Here is a 24,660-nt window from a genome sequence, read left to right as displayed (position 1 = left end):
ACCTGTCAGTGCCGGTCCGGCCGAGGGGCCGGTCGGCGCTGGATGGCGATGACGGCGGCATCGTCGCCGAGATGTCCTTGGCAGTGGGCGAGGAGGTCCCGGCGGAGGTGGTCCAGGAGTGCTTCCGGGCGGTTCTTGGCCCAGTGCTCGACTCGCTGCGCCAACGGGTAGAAGACGCCGTTCTCGTCGCGGGCTTCGGTGACCCCGTCGGTGTAGAGGATCAGGGTGTCACCGGTGCCGAAGGCGAACTCCTCGACGGGAAACTTCACGGCCGGCAGCGTGGCCACGCCGAGGGGCGGGGCCGGGTGGGCGGTGGTGAGAGTACGGACGTGGCGCTCGTGCAGCAGTAACGGCGGGGGATGCCCGCAGCAGGTCATGCGGGTCAGGTGCCCGTCATTGGGGATCTCCAGGAGCAGGGCGGTGATGAAGTGCTCGGCGATCCCGTCCTCCGCCTCGCCGAAATCGGTGAGGTAACGGGACACGCTCCGGTCCAGGGCGGCGGCGAGCGCGGGCAGCGTGGCGTGCTGGTCGGCGACCACGCGGAACGCACCGAGCAGCTGCGCCGACTCGCCGACCGCGGCCAGCCCGTGTCCCCGTACATCACCGATGATCATCCGTACGCCGTCGCCGGTGCCTGTCGCCGTGTAGAGGTCGCCGCCGATCTCGGCCTCGTCCTCCGCCGCCAGGTACAGCGAGGCGATCCGCAACGGGCCGATGCGGTGGGGGAGCGGCCGCAGCAGGGCCTTCTGTGCGGCCTCGGCCACGGACCGCACTCTGGCCAGCTCCCGTTTGCGGTGCTCACGCACGCGGCAGAAGAACACGATCAGGGCGGAGAGCACGGTGAGGGAGAAGACCTGCACGATCACGTTGCGCGTGTTCAGGACGCCGAAATGGATACCGATGTACACCTGGGCCCCGACCGCCAGGGCCCCGATGAGCGCCGTCAGGCGGGGTCCGGCGAAGGAGGCGGTGAGCGCGGGGGCCACGACCAGCAGCGGCCCCAGATGCACGTCTTCCGGCACCAGGATGTCGACGACCGTGATCACCACGATGAGCGCGAGCGGAAGCATCACCAGCGCGTGACTCGGCTGCCACCGCTGCCACAGACCTCCCAGGCGCCGCTGTAGGCCCACCCATCCACTGTGCACCCTCGGAGGGCGGCGTGGGTGTCGAGAGGCTCCTCACGTGTGGAGATCGCACAGGGTGACGACTCTCGGGGACCGCACCGTCCGCATCCGGACGGCACGCTGTTCCACCTCGTAGAGTCCGGGGCCATGGCGAACGTCTCGATCGTGTTGTTCACGTCCGATCTCCGTGTCCACGACCATCCGCCGCTGCGGGCGGCGCTCCGGGCGTCGAGTGAGGTGGTGCCGCTGTTCGTACGGGACACGGGGATCGCGTCGGCCGGGTATGCGGTGCCCAATCGGGAGGCGTTCCTCGCGGACTGCCTGGGTGATCTCGACGCGGCGTTGCGCGCGTGCGGTGGGCGTCTCGTGGTGCGGTCGGGGGACGTCGCCGATGCCGTGGCCGGGGTCGCGGCCGAGACCGGCGCGGACGAGGTGCACGTGGCGGCCGGCGTCAGCGCTTACGCGCAGCTGCGCGAGGAGCGGCTGCGGAAGGTCCTTGAGGCGCAGGGGCGGAGGCTGATCGTCCATGACGCGGTCGTGACCGCGGTGCCGCCGGGCACCGTCACCCCGGCGGCGTCGGACCACTTCGCCGTATTCACCCCGTACTTCCGGCGCTGGTCGGAGCAGCGCCTGCGCGATGTCCTCGCGCCGCCGCGCACGATCCGGGTCCCGGACGGCGTGACCACGGAGGAGGTGCCGTCACGCGCGCGAGTCTCCGGGACCTCCCCGGGCCTCACGGCGGGCGGGGAGAGGGCGGGCCGTGAACAGCTGACCGCGTGGCTGCGGCACGGTGTCGCAGGCTACGAGGACGGGCACGACGACCTGCCCGGCGACGCGACCTCACGTCTGTCGCCGCATCTGCACTTCGGCACGCTGTCCCCGGTCGAACTCGTCCATCGGGCGCGCCGAGCCGGCGGTCCGGGCGCCGACGCGTTCGTACGTCAGCTCGCCTGGCGCGACTTCCACCACCAGGTCCTCGCCGCGCGCCCGGCCGCCGCGGCGCACGACTACCGCACCCGCCACGACAGCTGGCGCTCCGAACGGGCCGCGGCCCGCGACATCGAGGCGTGGCGGGAGGGGCTTACGGGCTATCCCGTGATCGACGCGGCCATGCGGCAACTGCGTCACGAGGGCTGGATGCACAACCGCGGCCGCCTCCTGACGGCGAGCTTCCTCACGAAGACGCTCTACGTCGACTGGCGCGTCGGCGCCCGCCACTTCCTGGACCTCCTCGTCGACGGCGACATCGCGAACAACCAGCTCAACTGGCAGTGGATGGCGGGGACGGGCACAGACTCGCGCCCCAACCGCGTCCTCAACCCCGTGACGCAGGCGAAGCGTTACGACCCGGACGGCGCGTACGTACGCCGCTGGGTGCCGGAACTCGCGGGTCTCGCCGGGCCCGCCGTGCACGAGCCGTGGAAGCTGCCCGGACTCGAGCGCGCCAAGTACGCGTACCCGGACCCGATCATCGAACTCGCCGAAGGGCTCGAGCGGTTCAAGCGGGCGCGAGGGCGGGACTGAGCGCCCCGGTCTAGCGGCCCGCGTCAAGGGCCTCTTCTGGGCGGGCGAGGGAAGAGGCTGCTGTGCGGGCGGCGTATCCGGGGCGTGCGGCCGTCTGCGGAGCGCGTGCCGCGTGGAAAACTCGTCCGGATCAGGACCAATCCGCCGGCCCGCCCGCTACGCATTACCGGTGTCCCGCCGTTCCCTCCCGGAAGATCGCCACGTGAACCGAATCGCACCCCTAGGTGAGTCCCCCAGGCCGGAGCCCGATCTCCAGGCGCTGATGGGCCGGACCGCCAAGGGCAGCCAGGAGGCATTCGCCGCCGTCTACGACCGGGTGGCCGGGCCGGTGTTCGGCGTGGTGCGCAGCGTGCTGCGCGACCACGCCCAGTCCGAAGAGGTGGCCCAGGAGGTCCTGATCGAGGTGTGGCGCAGCGCCGCCCGCTACCGCCCCGACCGCGGTACGGCCATGAACTGGATACTCACCCTCGCCCACCGGCGGGCCATCGACCGGGTCCGATCGGTCGAGGCCTCGGCCGCCAGGGAGCGGCAGGCCGCCCTCCTGGAACACACCCCCGAGTTCGACGAGGTGACCGAACAGGTGGAGCACCGCCTCGAACGTGAACAGGTACGCCGCTGTCTGCGCGGCCTCACGGAGCTCCAGCGTCAGTCCGTCACGCTGGCCTACTACCGCGGACTCACATACCGGGAAGTGGCCGAGCTGCTCGCGCTGCCTCTCGGCACGGTCAAGACGCGCCTGCGCGACGGTCTCATCCGCCTGCGCGACTGCCTGGGGGTGAACGCATGACGAACGCCGATGTCCACACGCTGACCGGCGCCTACGTGCTCCACGCGCTGTCCGAGGACGAGCGGGCCGCCTTCGAACGCCACCTCGTGGGCTGCGAGGCCTGTACTCAGGAGGTCGCTGAACTGGATGCCACGGCAGGGAGGTTGGGGCTTGCCGTCAGCGAGACGCCGCCACCCGCGCTCAGGGCCCGGGTCATGGCACGGATCCCCAATGTCCGCCAGGAGTCGCCCCTCCCGAAGCCGCCCTCGCGCGGTGGCGGGAACCCGGCGCGGGGACGCCGGGCCTCGCGCTGGGCGCTCGCCGCGTGCCTGGCGACCGCCGCCGGTCTCGGCGGCGTCGCGGTGTGGCAGCACGAGGAGGCGCGGGACGCCCGCGCCGAGGCCGGCGCGGAGCAGCGGCGGTCGGCCGAGCTCGCGGCAGTCCTGGGGGCGCCCGACGCCAAGGCCGGCACCGCGCGTCTCGCCGACGGCGCGAGTGGCACGGTGGTCGTCTCCAAGAGCCGCGACAAGGCGGCATTCGTGTCGTCCGGCCTGGCCGCGCCGCCGGCCGGCAAGGTTTACCAGCTGTGGTTCGCCGACGGCAAAACGATGCGTCCGGCCGGGCTCCTGGACCCGGACGCGCGGTCGCAGGCCGTCCTGTTGGACGGTTCCGTCGACCAGGCGTCCGGCATGGGCATCACCGTCGAACCGGCGGGCGGATCTCCCAGGCCCACGTCCGCGCCGGTGGCCCTGATGAACTTCCCTGCCTGATCGTCCACGGCACCGGCGAGGCGTGGACGTGCCTCGCCGGTGCCGTTCCGAGGCTCATCGCATGTGAGGGTGCAGGTGGGGTCTGAGTCCACCGGATTCAGGCAAGGTTCCTGCGCTGTAGGTGTGGGGCCCATTTGGCTGTACCGAGGTAACGATCACACCGCTGATCTGGGGTTTTTGCGCTGGTTGGCGTTGAAGCGCGCCTTCTTCTGACGATTCCCGCACGTGTTCATGTCACACCATTTGCGGGTGCGGCTCTGGCTGGTGTCGAAGAAGGCGGCTTGGCAGGTCGGTGATGCGCACAAGGCCAGTTTTCCGTCTCGTTCGCCCGCGATGATGCTGATCGCGTCGGCGGCGATCACGCCGAGGGCATCTTCCACGCAGGAAGCCGAGCTGAGCCGCCATCGCCGCTGACCCTCGGGCGTCAGGACGGCCGCGGCCCGACCCTGAGCGCTGCAGTCATTGATGACCTGGACGGCAGACGCAGGGAGCGCCTCCTGGGTCGCGGCCGCAGTCGCGGCGGCGTGAATCGACTCCCTCAGTTCCCGGGCGAGGTCGAGCTGGGCAGGGGTGCAGGAGTCCACGGCGAGGCCGTTCACCGCCAGCCAGTCGACGAGCCGGTGCGGCGTGGGAATGCGCTCCACAGCGTCGCCGTGACGCTCCGACAGAGTCCCCGTGAAGCTGGTCGCCAGCACGGTACCGAGGCGGAAGTCCGGGAATCCAGCACGCATGGAACCACCTTAGCCGGTTGCAGCGTGGATCGGAGAGCTGCTAGAACCGTCTTAGCCGGTTCGTGACGGATCGCAGCCGGTTCCGCGACGGCCAGGAGGTCTCATGCCCCGTCCGACCAGCGACGTGCAAGCATTTGAAGCCCACGCGACTGACGCCGACCTCGACGATCTGCGCGCGCGACTGGCCGCGGCGCGGCTGCCGGAGGCCGAGACGGTCCATCGCGCCGCGCCCGGCCCGCGCCGATGGGAACAGGGCGTTCCTCTCGCCGACCTCGTCGATGTCGTGAACTACTGGCGCACCGGGTACAACTGGCGGTCGTTCGAAGAGCGCCTCAACCAGATCGGCCAGTTCCGCACGACCATTGATGATCTGGGAATCCACTTCCTGCACCGCCGATCCGCGCGCGCAGATGCCACGCCTCTGATCTTGACGCACGGCTGGCCGGACAGCATTGCTCGGTTCATCGACGTGGTGGACGAGCTGGCGGATCCGAAAGACGCAGACGCGCCGGCGTTCCACGTCGTGGTCCCGTCGCTACCGGGCTTTGGCTACAGCGACAAGCCGGCCACCACCGGATGGGGAGCCGAAAAGATCGCGGCCGCATGGGTGGAACTGATGGAAAGGCTCGGCTACAGCAGATTCGCAGCCCACGGCGGCGACTGGGGAGGCAATATCACCACGGTCCTCGCCGGCAGGTTCCCGGCGCACGTTCTCGGCATCCACACCACGTTCGCGGAGGGACCGCCCGGGCTGACAACGGACGGGCTGACGACGGTCGAGCGCAAGTGGGCCGAGGAAACCCGCGATTTCTGGCGCCACCGCGCGGCGTACGCGAAGCAGCAGGCGACCCGGCCGCAGACCATCGGCTACTCGCTCGTCGACTCACCGGTCGGTCTTCTTGCCTGGATCCTCGACAAGTTCGCCGAATGGTCAGACACCGAGGACAGCCCGTTCGAGGCGATTTCCAGAGACCGCATTCTTGACGACGTCACCCTGTATTGGCTGACGCGGACCGGCGCATCGGCGGCCCGCATCTACTACGAGAGTCACAACTCGCTGGACCCGGAACTTCGGGTCGACGTCCCGTCGGCAATCACTGCGTATCCCCGCGACGTCGAGAAGTGTCCGCGCCCCTGGGCACAGGAGCGGTACCGGCAGATCGTCCGATGGAGGGAGCCCGAAAGCGGGGGACATTTCCCGTCGCTGGAGGTTCCCGAATATTTCGTCAAAGATCTGCAGGAGGGTCTCGCGGCAGTGCTGGCCGCCAATCGGTGACCGCGGCCGGGCGCCGGTACCCGATCACCGCCTGATCCGGCTCAAGGCGTTGCCCGACGGCCGGATCGGTCCGCCGTCTGCCGGTCGATGAAGGAACTCGTTCCGCGGGGCCCCAGGAAAAAGGGACCGCGACGCAGCATTCATTCGTACCTGCGGGCCCTACGGATTGGTCGGAAAGAAAAACTTCCTCGATCGAGTGGGAGACCAATCCGAACCCGGTCGTTGCTCCGGATGCCCGGTGTGAGTACAGAAGCGAAGACATCAAGTCACCCCCGTGTGTGGCGACTTGTCGGGCTCGGTGCGTTGATCGGCCTCCTGGCGGGCTACGCCGCGCTCGCGACGGCCGAGCTCGTGTCTGCCGCGGTACGTCCCGAGTCGAGTCCCGTCGTCGCGGTGGGCGGCGCGGCGATCGACCGCACACCCGCCGGGGTGAAGGACTGGGCGATCCGCCACTTCGGCACGAACGACAAGCTCGTCCTGCAACTGGGCATCCTCGGCGTCCTCACGCTTCTCGCACTCGTCCTCGGCGTGGTGGCGGCACGGCGCCGGCGGATCGGCTCGGCGGGTGTCCTCGTGTTCGGCGTGGTCGGGGCGCTCGCCGCGACCGGCCGGCCCGACTCCGCGAGCGTCGCCGACGCCCTTCCGTCGGTGGCCGGAGCCGTGGTGGGAGCAGGGCTCGTGTACTGGCTCTCCGGGCGCCTGCAGCCACGTAGGAGCGAGGCTCCTGTCGGCCAAGGCGCGACGGCGTCCGCGGAGGAGCCCGCTCGCGGCGAGGACCAGGCGGGCTGGGACCGGCGCGGGTTCATAGTCGCGGCGACTGCGGCGGCGACCGCGTCGACGGGGCTCGGCCTCCTGGGCCGCTCCCTGAACGGTTCGCAGGGCGAGAACGCAGTCGCCTCCCGCCGCCGGATCACGCTGCCCGCGCCGGCCTCCGCCGCCGCACCCGTACCCAAGGGGGCCGCGCTGCGGATCAAGGACGTCAGCCCGTTCATGACGCCCGGTCAGGACTTCTACCGGGTCGACACCGCGCTGGTGGTGCCCAAGGTCGACGCGAACTCGTGGCGGCTGCGGATCCATGGCAAGGGCGTCACCCGCGAGACGACCGTGTCGTTCGCGGAGCTGCTGCGCATGCCGCTGATCGAACGGAACATCACGCTCGCCTGCGTCTCGAACGAGGTCGGCGGCCCGTACGTCGGCAACGCGAGGTGGATCGGCGTGCGCCTGGCCGACCTCCTGCGCCAGTGCGGCGTCGAGCCGCCGTCCAAGGGCGGGCCCGCCGACCAGCTGGTCGCGCGCTCCGTCGACGGAATGACCATCGGAAGCCCCGTCGAGGACATTATGGACGGCCGCGACGCGCTGCTCGCCCTCGGGATGAACGGCGAGCCCTTGCCCTTCGCCCACGGTTTCCCGGTGCGCATGGTGGTTCCCGGCCTGTACGGGTTCGTGTCCGCCTGCAAATGGATCCAGGACATCGAACTCACCACGTTCGACGACTACAACCCGTACTGGGTGAAGCGGAACTGGGCGCGCAGGGCGCCGATCAGGACACAGTCCCGGATCGACACCCCCAAGCCGTTCGCGCGTCCCGGAGCCGGAACGGTCATGGTCGCCGGAGTGGCCTGGGCCCAGCACCGCGGGATCGACAAGGTCGAGGTCCGTGTCGACGACGGGCCCTGGCGGCGGGCGGATCTGGCCGCCGAGGACACGACGGACACCTGGCGGCAGTGGTCCTTCCCCTGGAAGGCAGCGTCGGGCGGTCACACCCTGACCGTCCGGGCCACGGACCGAACGGGCGAGACCCAGACGGAGAAGCGGACCCGGACCATCCCCGATGGGGCCAGTGGCTGGCATTCGGTGGTGGTCACCGTGGACTGACCGCCGCGCCGATCTCGGCCGCACGACATCGACTCAGCACCCTCTCAACACCCTTCAAGGAGCAGAAATGAACACCGTCATCCGCCGTAGCCGTCGTGGAGCCCTCGTTCTTGCCGCGGCGGCGATGCTGCCGCTGGCGCTGACCGCCTGCTCGAGCGACGACGGCAAGGACAAGGCGGCCTCGGACACGAAGTCGTCCGCCGCGTCCGACAAGGCGTCCGACAAGGCGTCCGACAAGGCGAACGACAGCGGTTCGGGCGACATGAGCAACGCGGACGAGCCGTTCGGCCCGGCCTGTTCCTCCGTGCCCAAGAACGGCGCGGGCTCCTTCGACGGCATGGCGAAGGACCCGGTCGCGACCGCCGCGTCCAACAACCCGGCGCTGTCCACCCTCGTGAGCGCGGTCAAGAAGGCGGGCCTGGTCGACACCCTGAACAACGCAGAGAACATCACCGTGTTCGCGCCGACCAACGACGCCTTCGCGAAGATCCCGAAGGCCGACCTGGACAAGGTCCTGAACGACAAGGCCACGCTCACCAAGATCCTCACGTACCACGTCGTGGGACAGAAGCTCGCGCCGAAGGACCTGGAGAACGGCTCGTACGCGACGCTGGAGAAGTCCGAGCTGACGACCGCGGGCTCCGGCGAGTCCTACAAGGTCAACGACTCCGCCAGCGTGGTCTGCGGCAATGTCAGGACGGCCAACGCCAACGTCTACATCATCGACACGGTGCTGATGCCGAAGTAGCGACACCGGTGGCGTCGAGGGGCTGACCGTTGGCGGTCGACCCCTCGACGCCGCGCCGATGGGGGGACTGACGGTCCTCCCGGTGGTGAACGCGGTGCAATGGGTGGCCCCTGAAGTGATCACCGCTACGGCTCGGGCCGATCGCTCCTACAGCTGTGCGACGAACGACGTCAGCGCAGCAGATCCAGGGCGAGCCGCCGGCACAGACGGCCGGCCCAGTTCGTCGAGGCCTATCCCAGCTTCTTGAACATGTGGACATCTTCGGCATTGCCCGGGATTCCCCAGGTTCGGCCGGTCTCGACAAATCCGTGGCGCTGGTAGAACTCCGGAGCCTGGAAGGTGAAGGACGATACGCAGGCGCGGTCGCAGCCTCGGCGGCGCGCCTCCGCCTGCGCAGCCAGAAGGATCTTTGATCCCCACCCGTCCTTGCGGCTCTTCTCACGGATCCAGAGCATCTCGATGCCGAGCAGCCCGCCCCACGTCCAGCCGGAAAGGCCTCCGAGCAGCTCACCGGCGTCGTCCACGACCTTCACCGACAGCGAACTCTGATCTGCGGCAGTGGTTCCGGTGGCAGGGAAATTGACCTCGTCCAGGCCCTGGGACAAGCGCTCGTCGAGCTCCGAGTCGCGCTGGCCCACGCTCAACGTCTCACCGGTCTGATCATGTGTCATGCGCCGGAGTGTGGCACAGGCGACGCACCTGAGGCGTTCGGCCCCGGCACGGGGGCCGAGCTTCGCGATCCTGCCCGCCACGCAGGCCGCCGGCAGATCGAGCGGCCACCGACAGACGGGGGGATGCTCAGCGGCGCAGGGGTCATGGTGCTCGCGTTCCCGATGTCCCTGCTGATTCCGCGCCCGGTCGACGCGGAGGCCCCGGAGTCCGTATCGCCTGTGCTGACGCTCCGGGACGCGTGGCCCGCAAGGTGAGGACAGGCCCGCGCCTGCCGGGCACACATCCTGCAGGCGGGTACGGGATCGTCTACGGTGACACCGGCCGCCGCGAACGCGGCCTCGGCAGCTCGTCGCGCCGGGCCGGCCCCGGCGAAGGCAGAGAAGGAAGAGAGCAGGGATCGGTGTACGTAAAGATCTGCGGTCTGCGCACGGCGGACACACTCGACGCCGCGGTCGCGGCAGGCGCGGACGCCGTCGGATTCGTCTTCGCGCCCGGCAGCCCGCGACTGATCGGGGCCGAAGCCGCCCGCGACCTGGCGCGACGCGTGCCCGCCGCGGTCGAGACCGTGGGCGTGTTCCGGCGACAGCCGATCGAGGAGGTCCTGGCGACGGCCTCCGCCGCGGGCCTCACCACCGTCCAGCTGCACGGCGACGAGGAGGACGCGGCGTTCGAACGCCTTCGCGCCGAAGGGTTCCGGACGATCCGGGCCCTGGCCTGGGACGGCTATCTCGCGCGTCCGGAAATGGATCCCGCTGACCGGCTGCTCCTTGACGCCCCGGTGCCGGGCAGCGGTGCCCGCTTCGACACCGACCTGCTCGCCGAACGCCCGCCCCAGGGATTCTGGCTGCTGGCAGGGGGGCTGGACCCGGACAACGTAGGCGCGGCCGTACGGTCGGCCGCCCCTGGTGGTGTCGATGTGTCCAGCGGCGTCGAGTCCGAGAAGGGCGTCAAGAGCGCCGACCTGATCCGCCGTTTCGTTGCGGCCGCACGCGACGCGTAACGCATTCGGGCACCGCACCGTCGGCCCGGTGGCCGCGCGCTGAATCCGCCGGACCGGAAACAATCATCGGTCTTCGGCAGAACTCTCGACCTGGGAGCATTGCGATGACAGGACGATCCGGGCCGTTCTGGGATGGCGTGGAGGGACGCGCGCCGCTGCCGCGGGCGGCGGCCACGCTGGGGTTGGAGGTCCTCGACGCGGACGGCGACAACGGCACTGTCGAGCTGGCTTTCACCGCGACGGAGGACTTCACCAACCCGGCCGGAAACGTGCTGGGCGCCTTCCTCGCCGCGATGCTCTACGACACGGTCGGTCCCGCACTTCTGGCCACGCTCGAACCGGACCAGTTCCAGTCCACGCTGGAACTCCACACCCATTTCCTGAGGCCCGTCCGCCCGGGACGGATCATCGGGAAGGGGCGGGTGGTGCACCGGGCGGGGGACATCGCGTTCCTGGAAGCCACTCTCGCCGACTCCCGCGGAGCGACCGTCGCGACCGCCAGTGCCACGGCCCGCGTCATCCCCCTCGACCAGGCGCCGACGTCGGCGTGACCACATTGTGAACTGAATCACACGCTCGGACGGTCGCGGTCTGCTCGTGCGGGGTGCCTCAACGTCCTCGACGCCGCGAACACCGCACCGGCCTCGCGCGCCTAGGCATTGACGGGTTGCCCGGCTGTCGGTGTCCGCTCCGGCTCGGTGTGCCGGGTCTCCTTCGCCAGTGCCACCGTCACCACGGTGACGGCGCTCATGAGTGCGATGAAGGCGACGACTCCGGTCACGCTGTGGTCGAACCAGATGAGGAGCGTGGTGGCGAGTACGGGGGCGAGGCCGCCGGTGAGAACGGTGCCGATGTTGTTGGCGACGCCGACGGCGCTGAACCGTACGTCGGTGTCGAAGAGTTCGGCGAAGAAGGCCGGCTGCGACCCGAGGATCGCGGACTGCCCGATGCCGAGTGTGACCAGGAGTGCCGCCCATACCGTCCACGTCTGCCCGCCGTCGACCAGCGCGAAGAACGGCCAGGCCGAAGCCAGCAGGACCAGCGCTCCGCCGATCGACACCGGGCGCCGCCCGACTCTGTCGGAGAGGGCGCCGAACGCGGGGACGGTCACCAGCTTCACGGCGGCGGCGATGGCGATGCCGCTGAGGAGTGCCGCGGTGGGCAGGTGGCGGTCCTCCGCGTAGGCGATGGAGAACGTGCCGAAGATGTAGTAGCCCGCGTTCTCGGCCGCGCCGGCCCCGATGACGATCAGCATCTGCTTCGGGTAGTGGCGCCAGGCCGCGACGAAGCGGCTGCCCGCGAGGCGTTCGCGCAGCGAGCGGTGTGCCGTGACGGGGGCGATGCCCGCCGCCTTGAACTCCGCCGTCTCGTCGAGGGACCTGCGCACCCACAGGCCGAAGAACGTCAGCGCCGCGCTGAACAGGAACGGCAGCCGCCATCCCCACGCCAGCAGTGCGTCCTCCGACAGCAGCCCGGTGACCAGGGCGAACGCGCCGGTGGACAGGAGAGTGCCGGTACCCGTGCCGATCGCGGGCAGTGAGGTGAGCAGGCCGCGCCACTTCGGCGGGGCGTTCTCGAAGAGGATGATCAGGGCGCCCGTCTTCTCGCCGCCGGCGGCGAAGCCCTGCACGAACCGCAGCAGCGTCAGCAGGATCGGTGCGGCCGCCCCGATCTGGCCGTACGTGGGCAGCAGCCCGATGGCGGTGGTGGCCAGGCCCATCAGCAGCAGCGTCGTGACGAGCACGCTCTTGCGGCCCTTGGTGTCGCCCTTCTCGCCGAAATAGGCGCCGCCGAGCGGGCGGGCCAGGAACCCGATCGCGAAGGTGCCGTACGCGAGGACGGTGCCCACCAGCGGGTCGCTGCCGGGGAAGTACACCTTGTTGAAGACGAGCGCTGCCGCGGTGCCGTACAGGGCGAAGTCGTACCACTCGATGGTGGTGCCGAAGACGGCCGCGAAGGCCACCCTCGGCTGGAACATCGGTCGCCTGCTTGCCACTTCGCTCATGGGGACTCCTTCGTCACCTGACGTCCGGAAGAGATCGAGTACCACCAGGCGGTCCACTTGTGCCGCTGAATGGTTCGGTGATGTTATGGAGGCGTCCACCCCCTGACAAGGGGTCGGCCGCATCCCTTTCCGCAGTCCGTTTACGCAGCTCCTTCACGCAGTCCGTTCACGCAGTTCGTTATGCAGTCCCCATGGGAGGGCAACATGGCCGATACCGAGTCGAGTGGCGTGCGCAGTGTGCAGCGCGCCGTCGAGCTCCTCGCCCTGTACGACGCCGAGCATCCGAGTCGCACCGTGCGCGAACTCGTCGACGCGACCGGGCTCGCCAAGAGCACCGTCGTGCGTCTCGTCCACACCCTGGAGCAGTGCGGGCTGCTGTGGAGCCGGGGAGACGGTCGTACCGTGCCCGGCCCGGGGCTGCTGCACTGGGCCGAACTCGCCCGCTCCACCTGGCAGTTGCCCGAAGCGGCCCTGCTGCTGATGAAGCGGCTCAGCGAGGCGAGCGGTGGCGAGGCGGTCCACCTGTACGTGCGTCAGCAGCACGCCCGCGTCTGCATCGCCCGGCACGAGGGCACCCGCACCCTGCGGCACGTGGTCCGCGTCGGAGAGGAGATGCCGCTGTGGTCGGGCGCCGCCAGCCACGTCCTTCTCTCACGCGCACCTCAGCCCGATGTCGAGGCCGTGGCGGGCCTGGCCCCGCACGACGAGTGGCCGCTGTGGGAGCGGGCGCAGAAGGCGGCGGTCGACGGCTGGGCCGTCAGTCACGGCGAGCGCGAAGCGGGTGTCTCCGGCGTCGCGGCCCCCGTCTTCGACGCGGCGGGGCGCGTCGCCGCGGCCGTCGCGCTCGGCGGTCCCACGACCCGCTTCACGGACGACGCGGTGGCCGGATTCGCGGCCGAACTCGTCGAGACCGCACGCGAATTGACCGCACTCGACTGTATCGGGGGTGCGCAGCGATGAGCGTCCCTCTGCTGCACGGTGTGCGTGTCCTCGACCTCACCAACGTCCTCGCGGGCCCCTTCGCCGGTTACCAGCTCGCTCTCCAGGGCGCCGACGTCCTCAAGGTCGAGATGCCCGAAACGGGCGATCTGGCACGGCAGTTGGGCGCGGACCGCGACCTGAGCGAGGACCTGCTCGGAGCGTCGTTCCTGGCGCAGAACGCGGGCAAACGCTCCTTGACCCTCAACCTGAAGGACCCGGAGGGCCGCGAAGCGCTGCTGCGCGCGGTGCGCGAGTCGGACGTCCTCGTCGAGAACTTCCGGCCCGGCGTGATGGACCGCCTCGGCTGCGGCTGGGACGTCCTGAAGCGGGAGAACCCCGCGCTCGTCTACTGCGCCATCTCCGGCTTCGGGCAGACCGGCCCGATGCGCGGCCGCCCCGCCTACGACCAGATCGTGCAGGGCCTCAGCGGCATGATGAGCGTGACCGGAACCCCCGAAGTCACGCCCCTTCGCGCCGGGTTCCCCGTCGCGGACACTCTCGGCGGCATGGCCGCGGCCTACGCCGTGGCCGCGGCCCTCGTCCGCAGGGCACGCACCGGCGAAGGGGCGCTGCTCGACGTGTCGATGCTGGAGGCGGCCCTCACCGCGATGGGCTGGGTCACCTCCAACTACCTGATCACCGGGGCGAGTCCGCAGCCCATGGGCAACGAGAACTTCACCGCTGCCCCCTCCGGCACCTTCGCCACGGCCGACGGGCACCTCAACATCTCGGCCAACCGCCAGCAGCAGTTCGCGACCCTGTGCCGCCTCATCAACCGCGCCGACCTCCTCGACGACACACGGTTCGCCCACCCCGCCGACCGCAAGACCCACCGCGACGCGCTGCGCGAACACATCGAGGCGGGCCTCGCACTGCGCACCGCCAAGGAGTGGGAGGAGATCCTCTCCGACGCGGGCGTCCCCGCGGCCCGCGTCCTGTCCGTACCGGACGCGCTGGGCCTGGAACAGCTCGCAGCACGTGATTTCATTCGCCGCCTGCCGTTCCCGGACGGCCGCCACCGGCCCCTCGACGTGCTCGGCAGCCCGGTACGGGTGGACGGCGCAGCGGTCGGCCCCGCAACGCCGCCGCCACTGCTCGGCCAGCACACCGACCAGGTTCTCGCCGAACTCGGCTACGGGGAAAGGGAGATATCGAGCATGAAGAAGAGCGGAGCGATATGAGCACGCCGAACACGCTCGACGCGGACCAGGTCACCGGATGGTGGTCCACCGCCGTCAGCCGGATCCGTCCGGGCGAGATCCTGCTGCGCGGCTACCCGGTCGAGCAGCTCATCACAGGCATCACGTTCGCGCAGCAGATCTGGCTGATGCTCCGAGGGGAACTGCCCACCCCGGGGCAGGCCCGCCTCCTGGAAGCCGCGCTCGTGGCCGCCGTCGACCACGGACCGCAGGCCCCCTCCATCGCCTCCGCCCGCATGGCCGCAACGTGCGGGGTCGGCCTCAACAGCGCGGTCGCCACGGGTGTGGGCCTGCTCGGCGACACACACGGCGGCGCCGGCCAGCAGTGCATGGAGGTCCTCGAGCGCATCACGGAGGGGGAGCCGGCACGCGGTGTCGTCTCCGAGTACCGCGCGCGTGGTGCCTACGTCCCCGGCTTCGGGCACCGCTTCCACCCTCAAGACCCGCGCCGCGATCCGCTGCTCGCGCTGGTGCGGGAGTCGGTCGACGCGGGGGAGGTGACGGGCGAGGCCCTGGCCGCCGGCCTCGCGCTGGAGGAAGCCCTGTCCGAGGGGCGAACACGCCCCGTCCCCATGAACATCGACGGCGCGACCGCGATCATCTACGCGGAGCTCGGCTTCCCGGCCGAACTGGGCCGCGGCCTGTTCGTACTCTCCCGCAGCGTCGGCATCCTCGCCCACGCCTGGGAGGAGACACAGGGCGGGGCCCGGATCAAGGGCCCCCTGCCGAGGCCGCTGCTCGCGGGATATCACGGGGCACCACCACGCGAACTGTGACGAGACACGGTGCCGCGACCCGGGGCGGTGAACTGGGCATCGGTGTATGCAGTTGGCGAAGCCTGCGCAAGAGGAAACGCCCTCTCACCTGTCGCCGGCCGACGCCGACGCCGACGCCGACGATCTGGACGTGCTGTCCCGGCTGCCGGGCTCCGGAGGACGAGCTGGAGGCTGCCGAGGAGGTGCCGGCGGCGGGCTGAGCGGACCGGGGGCCCAGCGGGGGAGCGGTGTCGCGTCGATCGGCGGGGCGCGCCCGGGCGGCTCCTATCGCGCCGGCGGCTGCTCCAGCAGCCGTTGCACGGCCTCTTCCAGTACGGCGATCCGGTCGGCGAGGTCCGCCGATTCGGAACCGTCCGTACCGTCTCTTTCGCGCAGCAGGTGTTGTACCTGGGCGAGTTGGCGTTCGACGTCGGCCAGACGGTGCTGTTCCTCGGGGATCTTCGTCGGGACGTCGACCGCCAGAAGCCGTGTCAACTGTTCGGCCTGATCGGCAAGCTGACGGTTCTTGCGGTGCAGCTCCAGGAAGACGTTGACCTTGGTCCGCAGCAGCCAGGGGTCGAACGGCTTGATCAGGAAGTCCGCCGCGCCGACGGTGTAGCCGCGATAGGCGTAGTTAGGGTCGACCGCCGCCCCGGTCAGCAGGATGATCGGGATGTCCTTCGTCTGGTCGAGCCCCTTGATGTTGGCGGCGGTCTCGAAGCCGTTCATGCCCGGCATCAGTACGTCGATGAGCGCTACCGCGAACTCCTGCCGCAGCATCGCCTTGAGCGCCGCTTCGCCGGAGTGTGCGCGGACCACCCGGGCCAGTGAGCCGAGGACGGCTTCGAGGGCGACGAGGTTCTCCTCCATGTCGTCGACGATGAGGATGCTGGAGGCGTCCGCCGTCGCGCCCTGCGGCGCAGTCATGGCATCCGTCCCGGGGTCTCGTCGCCGGACGGGTCCGCAGGCGGTTGCGAGGCGGTGTGCGGATCGAGCAGTCGGCAGATCACCGACAGCAGCCGGTCGACGTCCACCGGCTTGGGGATGTAATCGTTCGCGCCGCTCTCGATCGCCTTCTCGCGGTCGCCGGGCATGGCCTTGGCGGTGAGCGCGATGACTGGCAGGTTCGCGAAGCGAGGTGTGCGCCGCATCGCCGCGATCATCTCGTAACCATCCATTTCGGGCATCATGATGTCCATCAGTACCAGGGACACATCCGGTGTCCGGTCGAGAACCTCGAGGCCTTCGCGGCCGTTCTCGGCGTATTTGACGGTGATGCCGACGCGGCCCAGCACATGAGTGAGCGCGAAGACGTTGCGGATGTCGTCGTCGACGATCAGGATGCGGCGGTTGGCCAGCACCCCCGCGGCGCCGCCGGTCAGCCACTCCTTGAGCCGGGTCGTCTCCGGCCAGCTGGTGGGTTCGTCCACGAGGTGGTGACTGGTGAGGTCCTCGTCGGTGCGGGTTCCTGTGCGGGGCACGGACACCGGGTCGGTGAACACGTCGACATCCGCGCGGGCCGCTGTGCGAGCCGTGGGCCGGCGGGCCGGCGAGCCCGGTCCGGTGATGGCCTGCACCTCGCCGGCCGTGGGGAGCGGTTCCACCGCAGGGGATGTGTAGTGCACAGGGACGTAGAGGGTGAAGGTGGAGCCGACGTCCGGCTCGCTCTCGGCGGTGATGCTGCCGCCGAGCAGGGCCGCCATGTCCCGGCTGATGGAGAGGCCGAGACCGGTGCCGCCGTACTTGCGGTTGGTGGTGCCGTCGGACTGCTGGAACGCCTCGAAGATCCCGTCGAGCATTTCCGGCTGGATGCCGATTCCGGTGTCTTTGACGGCGAGGGAGATGATCTCGTCCGCGTCGCGCAGTGTCTCCTCCTCGAAGTCCGCGGGCGAGGCGCGCTCGACGAGCAGTTCCACCCCGCCGGACGAGGTGAACTTCACCGCGTTCGAGAGGAGGTTGCGCAGGATCTGCTGGAGGCGCTGCTCGTCGGAGTAGAGCTCGCGGGGCACGTTCTCGCCGACCTTGATGTCGAACGACAGGCCCCGGTCCCCGGAGAGCGGCTGGAACGTCGCCCGCACGTAGTCGAGCAGTTTGTTCAGCGGCAGGGTCTTGGGGTGGACATCCATCCGGCCCGCCTCGATCTTCGACAGGTCGAGGATGTCGTTGATCAGTTGCAGCAGGTCGGAGCCCGCCTGGTGGATGGTGACGGCGAACTCCACCTCCTCCGCGGAGAGCCGGCCCGAGGGATTGTCGGCGAGAAGCCGGGACAGCACGAGGAGCGAGTTGAGCGGCGTACGCAACTCGTGCGACATGTTCGCGAGGAACTCCGACTTGTACTGGGACGACGTGGCGAGGAGCGCCGCCTTCTCCTCCAGCTTGGCGTTGGTGGTCTGCAACTCGTCGGAGCGCTGGCGCAGTTCGGCGGTGAGGCGCTGCGACTCCGAGAGGAGCGACTCGGTACGGGAGTTGGCGATGATGGTGTTGATGGAGACACCGATGGTGTTCACGAACTGGTCGACGAAGGCGAGGTGGACCTCGCTGAAGCGGCTGAACGAGGCGAGCTCGATGACCCCGAGCACCCGGTCCTCGAAGAGGATCGGCAGGATGACGACGCTGGCCGGCGGCGCGGCGCCGAGGCCGGAGCTGATGGTGATGTAGTCCGCGGGAACCGCGTCGACGAGGATCCGCCGCTTCTCCTCGGCGGCCTGGGAGATGAGTCCCCAGCCGGGCGCGCCCAGGCTGAGCCGGGGGCGGGGCCGGTGGCCTTCCTCCTGGCCGGTGCCGTAACCGGCCAGGAGCTCGAGGTCCTCGCCCGGTTCCGCACCGGCCTCGGCCAGGAAGAACGCACCGTACTGGGCGTTCACCAGAGGGGTCAGCTCGCGCAGGATCAGGTCCGCGACCTCGACCAGGTCGCGGTGCCCCTGCATGAGCCCCGCGATACGGGCCAGGTTGGACTCCAGCCAGTCCTTGGCCCGGGTCGTCTCGCGGAGGTTGGCCACCATGAGGTTGATGTTGTCCTTCAGCGTGGCGACCTCGCCCTGGGCCTCCACAGAGATGGATCCGGACATGTCGCCCTGCGTGACGGCGCTGGCGACCTCGGCGATCGCGCGCACCTGGGTGGTGAGGTTCAGGGCCAGCTCGTTCACGCTGGTGGTCAGGCGCTTCCACGTCCCGTAGACGCCCTCCACGCGGGCCTGGCCGCCCAGCTGCCCCTCGGAGCCCACCTCGCGGGCCACACGTGTGACCTCGGAGGCGAACGCGGACAGCGTGTCGACCATCGTGTTGATCGTGGTCTTGAGTTCCAGGATCTCGCCGCGTGCGTCGACGTCGATCTTCTTGGACAGGTCGCCGCGCGCGACGGCGGTGGCGACCTGGGCGATGTTGCGGACCTGGGAGGTCAGGTTGTCGGCCATGAAGTTGACGTTGTCCGTGAGGTTCTCCCAGACCCCGGACGCGCCGTGGACCTGGGCGCGGCCGCCGAGCCGGCCCTCGGTGCCGACCTCGCGGGCCACGCGGGTCACCTCGTCCGCGAACGCCCTCAGCTGCTGGACCATCGTGTTGACGGTGTCCTTCAGCTCCAGGATCTCGCCGCGAGCGTCGACGTCGATCTTCTTCGACAGGTCTCCGTTGGCGACGGCGGTGGTGACCAGGGCGATGTTGCGGACCTGGGAGGTCAGGTTTCGCGCCATGAAGTTCACGTTGTCGGTGAGGTCCTTCCAGACCCCGGACGCGCCTCTGACCTGGGCCTGACCACCCAGGTTGCCCTCGGTGCCGACCTCGCGGGCGACCCTGGTCACCTCGTCGGCGAAGGCGGAGAGCTGGTCGACCATCGTGTTGATCGTCGACTTCAGCTCGAGGATCTCTCCCTTGGCCTCCACGGTGATCGTCTTCCCGAGGTCACCCTCGGCGACGGCGGTGGCGACCTGCGCGATGTTGCGGACCTGGGACGTCAGGTTGTCGGCCATGAAGTTGACGCTCTCCGTGAGGTCCTTCCAGACCCCGGACACGCCCCTGACCTGTGCACGTCCGCCGAGCTGCCCCTCGGTGCCGACCTCGCGGGCGACCCTGGTCACCTCGTCGGCGAAGGCGGAGAGCTGGTCGACCATCGTGTTGATCGTCGACTTCAGCTGAAGGATCTCGCCCCGCGCGTCCACGGTGATCTTCTGGCTCAGGTCGCCGTTGGCGACGGCGGTGGTGACCTGGGCGATGTTGCGGACCTGGGAGGTCAGGTTCGACGCCATGAAGTTCACGTTGTCGGTGAGGTCCTTCCAGACCCCGGACACGCCCCTGACCTGAGCGCGTCCGCCGAGCTGGCCTTCGGTGCCGACCTCGCGGGCGACGCGCGTGACCTCGTCGGCGAATGCCCGCAGCTGGTCCACCATCGTGTTGACGGTGAGTTTCAGCTCCAGCAGCTCGCCGGTGGCCTCGACGGTCACTTGCTGCGTCAGGTCGCCGCGGGCCACGGCGGTGGTGACCACCGCGATGTCCCGCACCTGCGCCGTCAGCCGCGACGCCATCGTGTTGACCGCCTCGGTCACGTGGAGCCAGTCGCCGGACAGGCCCTGTGCCTTCGCGCGGCCCCCCAGACGCCCTTCGGTGCCCACCTCACGGGCGACTCGGGTCACCTCTCCGGTGAACTGTGAGAGCTGGTCCACCATGCGGTTCACGCCGATGCCCAGGCGGCGCAGATCGCCGCGGAGCTGGCGGCTGCCGTCGTGCAGATCGACGTGCTGGGTCAGATCGCCGTCCGCGACGGCGTCGAGCACCCGGGTGGCCTTGGCGACGGGCCCCACCAGCGCTTCGATTGCCGTGTTGGCGGCCTCGACGTTCGTCGTCCAGGTTCCCGAACCCGGACTCGCCGAGATGCGCTCGTCCAGCCGGCCCCGCCGGATGATCTCGTGCCGGACGCGCTGGAGCTCCGTGGCGAGATGGTCGTTCCGCGCGATGATCCGATTGAGGACCGCGCCCATCTCCGCGACCACAGGGTCCTGTGGGGAGACATCGCCCTCTTCCCACCAACCGTCTGTACGCGCCGTGAAATCACCGTCGCAGAGGGCCTTCATCGCGGCGAGGAGCGGGCGCAGCTCACTCGTACGGACCCACTGGCCGGATTCCGTGGTGTCCAGGTGGGCCGCGTCCGACCGCGTCGTGTCCATGGTCATGAACCACCCTCCGCCCGGAGTTCGTCGCGCACACCAGCGGTCTGTTTGAGCATGTTTGTCATATTATAAGGGGCGCGAAAATACTTCTCCCACGCGCTGATTGCGCACCCAGGGGGCGTCGTGATCCCGTTGCCCGCACACTCGGCTGATTTCGTGTGCAGCAAGGAGTTGCCGGCGAACCAGCTCGCGTCCGCACAGGCGCGAAGATTCGTGCGTGCGGTGCTCACGGGTGGGGCGCCGTCCACCGCGACGCCGGGCCAGGACCCGGTTCCCGCTCCTGGGAGCGTCCCGCCAGGGCTCGTCGACAACGCAGTCCTGCTGGTCAGCGAGCTGGTCACCAATGCAGTCGTGTACGCCGGCACGGACATCGACGTGGTCTGCCGTCTGGAGCGGCACCCGGACACCGCTATGGCCGTCGTCGTGGAGGTCGTGGACCGCCACCCCTCCAGAGGCCTTCGCGGCGCGGCGGACACCCGGCACGGCGAACCCGGCTACGGCCTCCAGCTGGTGAGCGCGCTCTCCCAGGCCTGGGGGGTGACCTACCGTCGTTCGGAGAAGCGGGTGTGGTTCCGGCTCGAGGCATCGTCGGTCGAGCCGGAACCTCTGGGGAACGACGCCACCCCGGCCGCTACCGGCGAGAACGGCGGACCCGGGACCCCGCAGCCGGCACAAGATGACGCGACGCCGCCGGACCACCCTGCGCGCAGCCATGGGTATGCCGCCGAATGGGTGGACCGCAGCGGTCCGTCGTTCCTCGCCGAGACAAGTGAGCTCCTGGCCGGGCAGCTGGACCAGGGCATGGTCGCCGCGCTGGCGGCCCAGCTCCTCGTACCCCGGCTCGCGGACTGGTGCGGCATCTGGCTGAGAACCCAGGGGAGAGGGCTGAAACTGTCCCGGGTCTGGCACGTCGACGAGCGGCGCATAGTGCCGCTGCGCGAGGAACTCGAACGCATGTCACCGTCCTCCGGCATCCGGGCCGGGGGCACGCCCTGGCCCTGGCCGGAGAGCGGCGGGTCCGACCGTGCGGGCGGGTCGGCGTTCGCCTTCCCGCTCACCGTCCGTGACACGGACGTCGGGGTTCTCCTCCTTGGCCGGGCAGGGCAGCTGCAGATGACCGACGCGGTGGTGCGCATGGTGGACGACGTGGCCCGCCGCGTCGCGCAGGCCGTCTACACCGCCCGCCAGTACGCGAGACAGACGTCCATCAGCGTCGCCCTCCAGCGCAGGCAGCTGCCGTCGACCCTGGCCAGCATCGCGGGAATCGACAGCGCGATCGTCTACGAGCCGCACGGCGAGGGCCAGACCGTCGGTGGTGACTTCTACGACATCTTCCCGAAGGACGAGGGCCGTTGGTGCTTCCTGCTCGGGGACGTACAGGGGAAGGACCCGGAGGCGATGTCCGTCACCGGACTCGCCCGGCACCTGGTGCGCCTCCTCGCGCGCGAAGGCCACGGAGTCGAATCGGTGCTCGACCGGCTGAACACCGCCATGGCGGAGGAGAGCGCCGAAGCCCTCACGGCCGACGGCGAGCAGGCGGCCACCCGCTTCCTGAGCCTGTTGTACGGAGAGCTGGCCGTCGACCCCGTCGTGGCAGGAGCCAGCTGCCGGGTCGCCAGCGCCGGCCACCCCCCGCCCCTCCATCTGTTCACCGACGGCAGAGTGGAGCCGGCCTGCGAACCCAGGATGCTGCTCGGCATCGACGAGGGCGCCGAGTTCCGTGCCAGCACGTTCTATCTCGCGCCCGGTGAAACCCTGCTGTGTGTGACCGACGGCGTCACCGAACGGCGTCGCGGCAACTGGCAGTTGGACGACAACGACGGTCTCGCGGATGTGCTCCGACAGGGCATGGGCCTCGGCGCGAAGGCGCTCGCGGAGCATGTGCGGCGAGCGGCGCACGACTTCGGGACGGGTCCCGTCGAGGACGACCTGTCGGTACTGGTGCTCCAGGCGCCGATCGACGACATGCGCACGCGCCACGCCCCGAAGCCGCCGCCACACGCCTGACGTCGGGTTTCGGGCCGCCCCGTGGCGGTCGGCGAAGTCGGGGACGGGGGTTCCGCTTCCATCGACGGGTGCAGGGACCATACTGGTCGGACCCCCAATCACTCACAGAACGATTCCATGGCCAAGAAGAGCAGCTCATCGACCACCGCCCCCGACACCGCGTGGCTGGGGCGCGGGCGCCATCTCGGGCCCGAGCCCGAGCAGGACGTCCGGCGCAACCTGATCGCCCTCAAGGCGGCCGGGGTACTCGACGACTTCCTGGACCTCGACCCCGTCGAGGCGGCCCGCTCCACCGCCCTGCACCCGCGGGACGGGTCCGCAGACCCCGGTCCCTCGGCCCGTCGCCTCTTCGAGGCCCGCTGGCGCGTCGCCGACGACGTCACTGTGCGCGCACAGCTGACGACGTACGACCCCGAGGCCCGCCGCAAGGAAGGGGAGGGCGTCCCGTGGGTCCTCGCCGCCGAGGCGGAGCGCGCATGGGACGCGCGCTGGCCCTCGCCCGCCACCATGTTCTGGCCCGACAGCGACCGGGTCGACTGGGACCACGACGCGGTGTCCGGCGTGCGGCTGCGAGCGACGAACCACCTGCCGAAGGACGACGACGAGCTGCGCCACCGGCTGCGGGACTGCACCCGCAACAGCTGGTTCATCCACGTCGTGGTGCACGAGGCGATGACGCCGGACGCGATGGGGCAGAAGCCGGTCTCGACGTTCCTGCCGCCGAGCCTGCGGCACCGGGTGGTCGAGCATCGGGCCACGCCGGGCCAGGCCCAGATCGCCGACGTCGCGATGAAGCGGGAGCTGAGCGTGCGGATGCCGCGCGGCGGCGCCGTCGTCCTGCCCACCGTGCCGACCGTCCCGGGTTACGAGGCGGAGCGCTTCACAGTGCGCAGTGTCTTCCTGGACGGTTCCGAACCGACCGAACTCCTCGACAGGATCAGGGAGTTCGCCGCGCTGCCGCGGCCGTTGCCCGCCGAGGCCGAGCGGGCCCTGACGCGACTGCGCCAGGGCTGGCACCTGCTCACCCAGGACGAGGAACTGGTCCACGCCCAGGGCATGGTCGCCAGGTACGCCGAGGCGCTGGAGGCCATGACGAAGTCCTGCGATCTCTACCGGGAGGCGGCCGAGGCGGCGCAGGCCGCGCTGGCGGCGACCGGCGGCGCCGGTGTGCCCCGGCCGGCCGACCAGGGTTCGGACAGACTGGACGGTTCGCCGCTGACCGCCTTCACGAAGGCGTTCGGCCGCTTCAGGGGGCCGAACAAGTAGAGGGTTGCCGGTGGACGACCGATGACTTCCGGCCGCCCGGGAAGTCAGTACTCCCAGACAGGCACCAGATCCCCCCGGAGGCACCATGTCCACCACCGAGAACGCCCTCCCGCCCGTCGTCGACGCGGCCACCTGGCAGAAGGAGCTGGCGGCGCTGCGCGTCCGGGAGAAGGCCGCCACCCGGGAGCTCGACGCGATCGCCGCCCAGCGCCGTCGGTTGCCGATGGTCGAGATGCCCGACTACGTCCTGGAGGGCGAGGACGGTCCCGTCCGCCTCGCGGAGATCTTCGGCGACCACCCGCAGCTGATCGTCTACAACCACATGTGGTTCGAGGACGCGGAGTGGCAGTGCAGCGGCTGCACCGGCTTCACCACCCAGTTCACCCGGCTCCTCGGCCTGGAGAAGTTCGACGCCCGGTTCGTGATCGTCACGCAGGGGCCGATCGACGAGGCACTCGCCTACAAGCGGAAGGTCGGGAACGAGATGACCTGGTACTCGACGGCGAACAGCTCGTTCGGCAGCGACGTCGGCTCCCCGCCGAACGCCGGATTCGGGGTCAACGTGTTCCTGCGCGACGGCGACAAGGTGTACCGGACCTGGCACACGGACGGCCGCGGCACCGAGCAGTTGAGTCATCTGTTCGGCCTGGTCGACCTGCTGCCGTACGGCCGCCAGGAGGTGTGGCAGGACTCGCCGGAGGGCTGGCCGCAGCAGCCGACGTACAGCCGGTGGGCCGGGTCGGAGGAGATCGCGGCGGCTTACGGCGAGAACAGCTGACCTCACCCGTGCGAGATGTCC

At 69.9% G+C, this 24,660-nt stretch carries 20 protein-coding genes; 14 read left to right on the top strand and 6 right to left on the bottom strand.

Annotated features, from left to right (window positions below; genetic code table 11):
* Positions 1–5 precede the first annotated feature (5 nt).
* Entirely contained in the window at positions 6–1,133 is a 1,128-nt protein-coding gene (locus tag ACZ67T_RS16690) for a PP2C family protein-serine/threonine phosphatase (protein WP_469984654.1), read from the bottom strand.
* Positions 1,134–1,274: 141 nt separating this feature from the next.
* Here ACZ67T_RS16690 and ACZ67T_RS16685 point away from each other — a divergent pair, with 141 nt between their 5' ends.
* The 3 genes from ACZ67T_RS16685 to ACZ67T_RS16675 all read left to right on the top strand — a co-directional run bounded on the left by ACZ67T_RS16685 (position 1,275) and on the right by ACZ67T_RS16675 (position 4,187).
* Complete coding sequence (locus ACZ67T_RS16685) at positions 1,275–2,651, top strand: cryptochrome/photolyase family protein (protein ID WP_469984652.1); 1,377 nt, start codon at positions 1,275–1,277, stop codon at positions 2,649–2,651.
* Positions 2,652–2,853: 202 nt separating this feature from the next.
* Complete coding sequence (locus ACZ67T_RS16680; protein WP_469984650.1) at positions 2,854–3,438, top strand: sigma-70 family RNA polymerase sigma factor; 585 nt, start codon at positions 2,854–2,856, stop codon at positions 3,436–3,438.
* Complete coding sequence (locus ACZ67T_RS16675) at positions 3,435–4,187, top strand: anti-sigma factor (RefSeq protein WP_469984649.1); 753 nt, start codon at positions 3,435–3,437, stop codon at positions 4,185–4,187. The genes ACZ67T_RS16680 and ACZ67T_RS16675 overlap by 4 nt, the downstream gene beginning before the upstream one ends.
* Before the next feature lie 155 nt (positions 4,188–4,342).
* On the opposite strand, the gene ACZ67T_RS16670 is transcribed toward ACZ67T_RS16675, so the two are convergent.
* Positions 4,343–4,918, bottom strand: coding sequence for a CGNR zinc finger domain-containing protein (locus ACZ67T_RS16670; RefSeq protein ID WP_469984647.1), 576 nt, complete (start codon positions 4,916–4,918; stop codon positions 4,343–4,345).
* Between the two features lie 103 nt (positions 4,919–5,021).
* Here ACZ67T_RS16670 and ACZ67T_RS16665 point away from each other — a divergent pair, with 103 nt between their 5' ends.
* From ACZ67T_RS16665 to ACZ67T_RS16655, 3 genes are all read left to right on the top strand, one after another.
* Positions 5,022–6,194: an epoxide hydrolase family protein gene (locus tag ACZ67T_RS16665; protein ID WP_469984645.1), complete on the top strand. Its 1,173-nt coding sequence runs from the start codon at positions 5,022–5,024 to the stop codon at positions 6,192–6,194.
* 231 nt (positions 6,195–6,425) lie between these two features.
* The gene (locus ACZ67T_RS16660) at positions 6,426–8,069 is read left to right on the top strand and encodes a molybdopterin-dependent oxidoreductase (protein ID WP_469984644.1); all 1,644 of its coding nucleotides are present in this window, start codon (positions 6,426–6,428) and stop codon (positions 8,067–8,069) included.
* A gap of 67 nt (positions 8,070–8,136) precedes the next feature.
* Positions 8,137–8,817: a fasciclin domain-containing protein gene (locus tag ACZ67T_RS16655; protein ID WP_469984643.1), complete on the top strand. Its 681-nt coding sequence runs from the start codon at positions 8,137–8,139 to the stop codon at positions 8,815–8,817.
* 230 nt (positions 8,818–9,047) lie between these two features.
* On the opposite strand, the gene ACZ67T_RS16650 is transcribed toward ACZ67T_RS16655, so the two are convergent.
* On the bottom strand, positions 9,048–9,488 hold the full coding sequence (locus tag ACZ67T_RS16650) for a GNAT family N-acetyltransferase (RefSeq protein ID WP_469984641.1): 441 nt from the start codon (positions 9,486–9,488) through the stop codon (positions 9,048–9,050).
* Between the two features lie 401 nt (positions 9,489–9,889).
* On the opposite strand from ACZ67T_RS16650, the gene ACZ67T_RS16645 reads away from it, so the two are divergent.
* On the top strand, positions 9,890–10,489 hold the full coding sequence (locus tag ACZ67T_RS16645; RefSeq protein ID WP_469984640.1) for a phosphoribosylanthranilate isomerase: 600 nt from the start codon (positions 9,890–9,892) through the stop codon (positions 10,487–10,489).
* A 104-nt stretch (positions 10,490–10,593) separates the two neighbouring features.
* Positions 10,594–11,040 carry a PaaI family thioesterase gene (locus ACZ67T_RS16640; RefSeq protein WP_469984639.1) on the top strand — a complete coding sequence of 149 codons (447 nt, stop codon included), beginning with the start codon at positions 10,594–10,596 and terminating at the stop codon, positions 11,038–11,040.
* Positions 11,041–11,141: 101 nt separating this feature from the next.
* Here ACZ67T_RS16640 and ACZ67T_RS16635 read toward each other — a convergent pair whose 3' ends face one another.
* Positions 11,142–12,494, bottom strand: a complete 1,353-nt coding sequence (locus tag ACZ67T_RS16635) for an MFS transporter (RefSeq protein WP_469984638.1) — start codon at positions 12,492–12,494, stop codon at positions 11,142–11,144.
* A gap of 204 nt (positions 12,495–12,698) precedes the next feature.
* Here ACZ67T_RS16635 and ACZ67T_RS16630 point away from each other — a divergent pair, with 204 nt between their 5' ends.
* From ACZ67T_RS16630 to ACZ67T_RS16620, 3 genes are read left to right on the top strand one after another with little or no spacing between them, the layout of a single operon-like run.
* Positions 12,699–13,454 carry an IclR family transcriptional regulator gene (locus ACZ67T_RS16630; protein ID WP_469984637.1) on the top strand — a complete coding sequence of 252 codons (756 nt, stop codon included), beginning with the start codon at positions 12,699–12,701 and terminating at the stop codon, positions 13,452–13,454.
* Positions 13,451–14,656 carry a CaiB/BaiF CoA transferase family protein gene (locus ACZ67T_RS16625; RefSeq protein WP_469984635.1) on the top strand — a complete coding sequence of 402 codons (1,206 nt, stop codon included), beginning with the start codon at positions 13,451–13,453 and terminating at the stop codon, positions 14,654–14,656. The genes ACZ67T_RS16630 and ACZ67T_RS16625 overlap by 4 nt, the downstream gene beginning before the upstream one ends.
* Positions 14,653–15,450 carry a citryl-CoA lyase gene (locus tag ACZ67T_RS16620; RefSeq protein ID WP_469984633.1) on the top strand — a complete coding sequence of 266 codons (798 nt, stop codon included), beginning with the start codon at positions 14,653–14,655 and terminating at the stop codon, positions 15,448–15,450. The genes ACZ67T_RS16625 and ACZ67T_RS16620 overlap by 4 nt, the downstream gene beginning before the upstream one ends.
* Positions 15,451–15,714: 264 nt before the next feature.
* Here ACZ67T_RS16620 and ACZ67T_RS16615 read toward each other — a convergent pair whose 3' ends face one another.
* Both ACZ67T_RS16615 and ACZ67T_RS16610 read right to left on the bottom strand, forming a co-directional pair.
* Positions 15,715–16,356 (bottom strand): response regulator, encoded by a 642-nt coding sequence (locus ACZ67T_RS16615; protein ID WP_469984632.1) that lies wholly within the window; start codon positions 16,354–16,356, stop codon positions 15,715–15,717.
* A complete protein-coding gene (locus ACZ67T_RS16610; protein WP_469985001.1) occupies positions 16,353–20,585 on the bottom strand; it encodes a HAMP domain-containing protein in 4,233 nt (1,410 codons plus the stop codon). Before ACZ67T_RS16610 ends, ACZ67T_RS16615 begins: the two co-directional genes overlap by 4 nt.
* A gap of 159 nt (positions 20,586–20,744) precedes the next feature.
* Between ACZ67T_RS16610 and ACZ67T_RS16605 the strand changes: the two genes are divergently transcribed.
* The 3 genes from ACZ67T_RS16605 (at position 20,745) to ACZ67T_RS16595 (ending at position 24,639) form a co-directional block, all read left to right on the top strand.
* Positions 20,745–22,595 (top strand): SpoIIE family protein phosphatase, encoded by a 1,851-nt coding sequence (locus ACZ67T_RS16605; RefSeq protein ID WP_469984630.1) that lies wholly within the window; start codon positions 20,745–20,747, stop codon positions 22,593–22,595.
* Between the two features lie 117 nt (positions 22,596–22,712).
* Positions 22,713–23,861 (top strand): hypothetical protein, encoded by a 1,149-nt coding sequence (locus ACZ67T_RS16600; RefSeq protein ID WP_469984629.1) that lies wholly within the window; start codon positions 22,713–22,715, stop codon positions 23,859–23,861.
* An 85-nt stretch (positions 23,862–23,946) separates the two neighbouring features.
* On the top strand, positions 23,947–24,639 hold the full coding sequence (locus tag ACZ67T_RS16595; RefSeq protein WP_469984628.1) for a DUF899 family protein: 693 nt from the start codon (positions 23,947–23,949) through the stop codon (positions 24,637–24,639).
* The last annotated feature ends 21 nt before the right edge of the window (positions 24,640–24,660 follow it).

The sequence above is a fragment of the Streptomyces sp. NPDC107517 genome (genome assembly GCF_055582645.1).
Note: the sequence above shows the minus strand (reverse complement) of the source record. Positions and strands in the feature narration are given on the sequence as shown.

Excerpts from the sequence above, each read along its gene's own strand:
- ACZ67T_RS16650 (WP_469984641.1), bottom strand. The coding sequence starts at position 9,488 with ATGACACATGATCAGACCGGTGAGACGTTGAGCGTGGGCCAGCGCGAC.
- ACZ67T_RS16685 (WP_469984652.1), top strand. The coding sequence starts at position 1,275 with ATGGCGAACGTCTCGATCGTGTTGTTCACGTCCGATCTCCGTGTCCAC.
- ACZ67T_RS16600 (WP_469984629.1), top strand. The coding sequence starts at position 22,713 with ATGGCCAAGAAGAGCAGCTCATCGACCACCGCCCCCGACACCGCGTGG.
- ACZ67T_RS16640 (WP_469984639.1), top strand. The coding sequence starts at position 10,594 with ATGACAGGACGATCCGGGCCGTTCTGGGATGGCGTGGAGGGACGCGCG.
- ACZ67T_RS16625 (WP_469984635.1), top strand. The coding sequence starts at position 13,451 with ATGAGCGTCCCTCTGCTGCACGGTGTGCGTGTCCTCGACCTCACCAAC.
- ACZ67T_RS16660 (WP_469984644.1), top strand. The coding sequence starts at position 6,426 with ATGCCCGGTGTGAGTACAGAAGCGAAGACATCAAGTCACCCCCGTGTG.
- ACZ67T_RS16675 (WP_469984649.1), top strand. The coding sequence starts at position 3,435 with ATGACGAACGCCGATGTCCACACGCTGACCGGCGCCTACGTGCTCCAC.
- ACZ67T_RS16655 (WP_469984643.1), top strand. The coding sequence starts at position 8,137 with ATGAACACCGTCATCCGCCGTAGCCGTCGTGGAGCCCTCGTTCTTGCC.
- ACZ67T_RS16595 (WP_469984628.1), top strand. The coding sequence starts at position 23,947 with ATGTCCACCACCGAGAACGCCCTCCCGCCCGTCGTCGACGCGGCCACC.
- ACZ67T_RS16610 (WP_469985001.1), bottom strand. The coding sequence starts at position 20,585 with ATGGACACGACGCGGTCGGACGCGGCCCACCTGGACACCACGGAATCC.
- ACZ67T_RS16630 (WP_469984637.1), top strand. The coding sequence starts at position 12,699 with ATGGCCGATACCGAGTCGAGTGGCGTGCGCAGTGTGCAGCGCGCCGTC.
- ACZ67T_RS16615 (WP_469984632.1), bottom strand. The coding sequence starts at position 16,356 with ATGACTGCGCCGCAGGGCGCGACGGCGGACGCCTCCAGCATCCTCATC.
- ACZ67T_RS16670 (WP_469984647.1), bottom strand. The coding sequence starts at position 4,918 with ATGCGTGCTGGATTCCCGGACTTCCGCCTCGGTACCGTGCTGGCGACC.
- ACZ67T_RS16620 (WP_469984633.1), top strand. The coding sequence starts at position 14,653 with ATGAGCACGCCGAACACGCTCGACGCGGACCAGGTCACCGGATGGTGG.
- ACZ67T_RS16665 (WP_469984645.1), top strand. The coding sequence starts at position 5,022 with ATGCCCCGTCCGACCAGCGACGTGCAAGCATTTGAAGCCCACGCGACT.
- ACZ67T_RS16635 (WP_469984638.1), bottom strand. The coding sequence starts at position 12,494 with ATGAGCGAAGTGGCAAGCAGGCGACCGATGTTCCAGCCGAGGGTGGCC.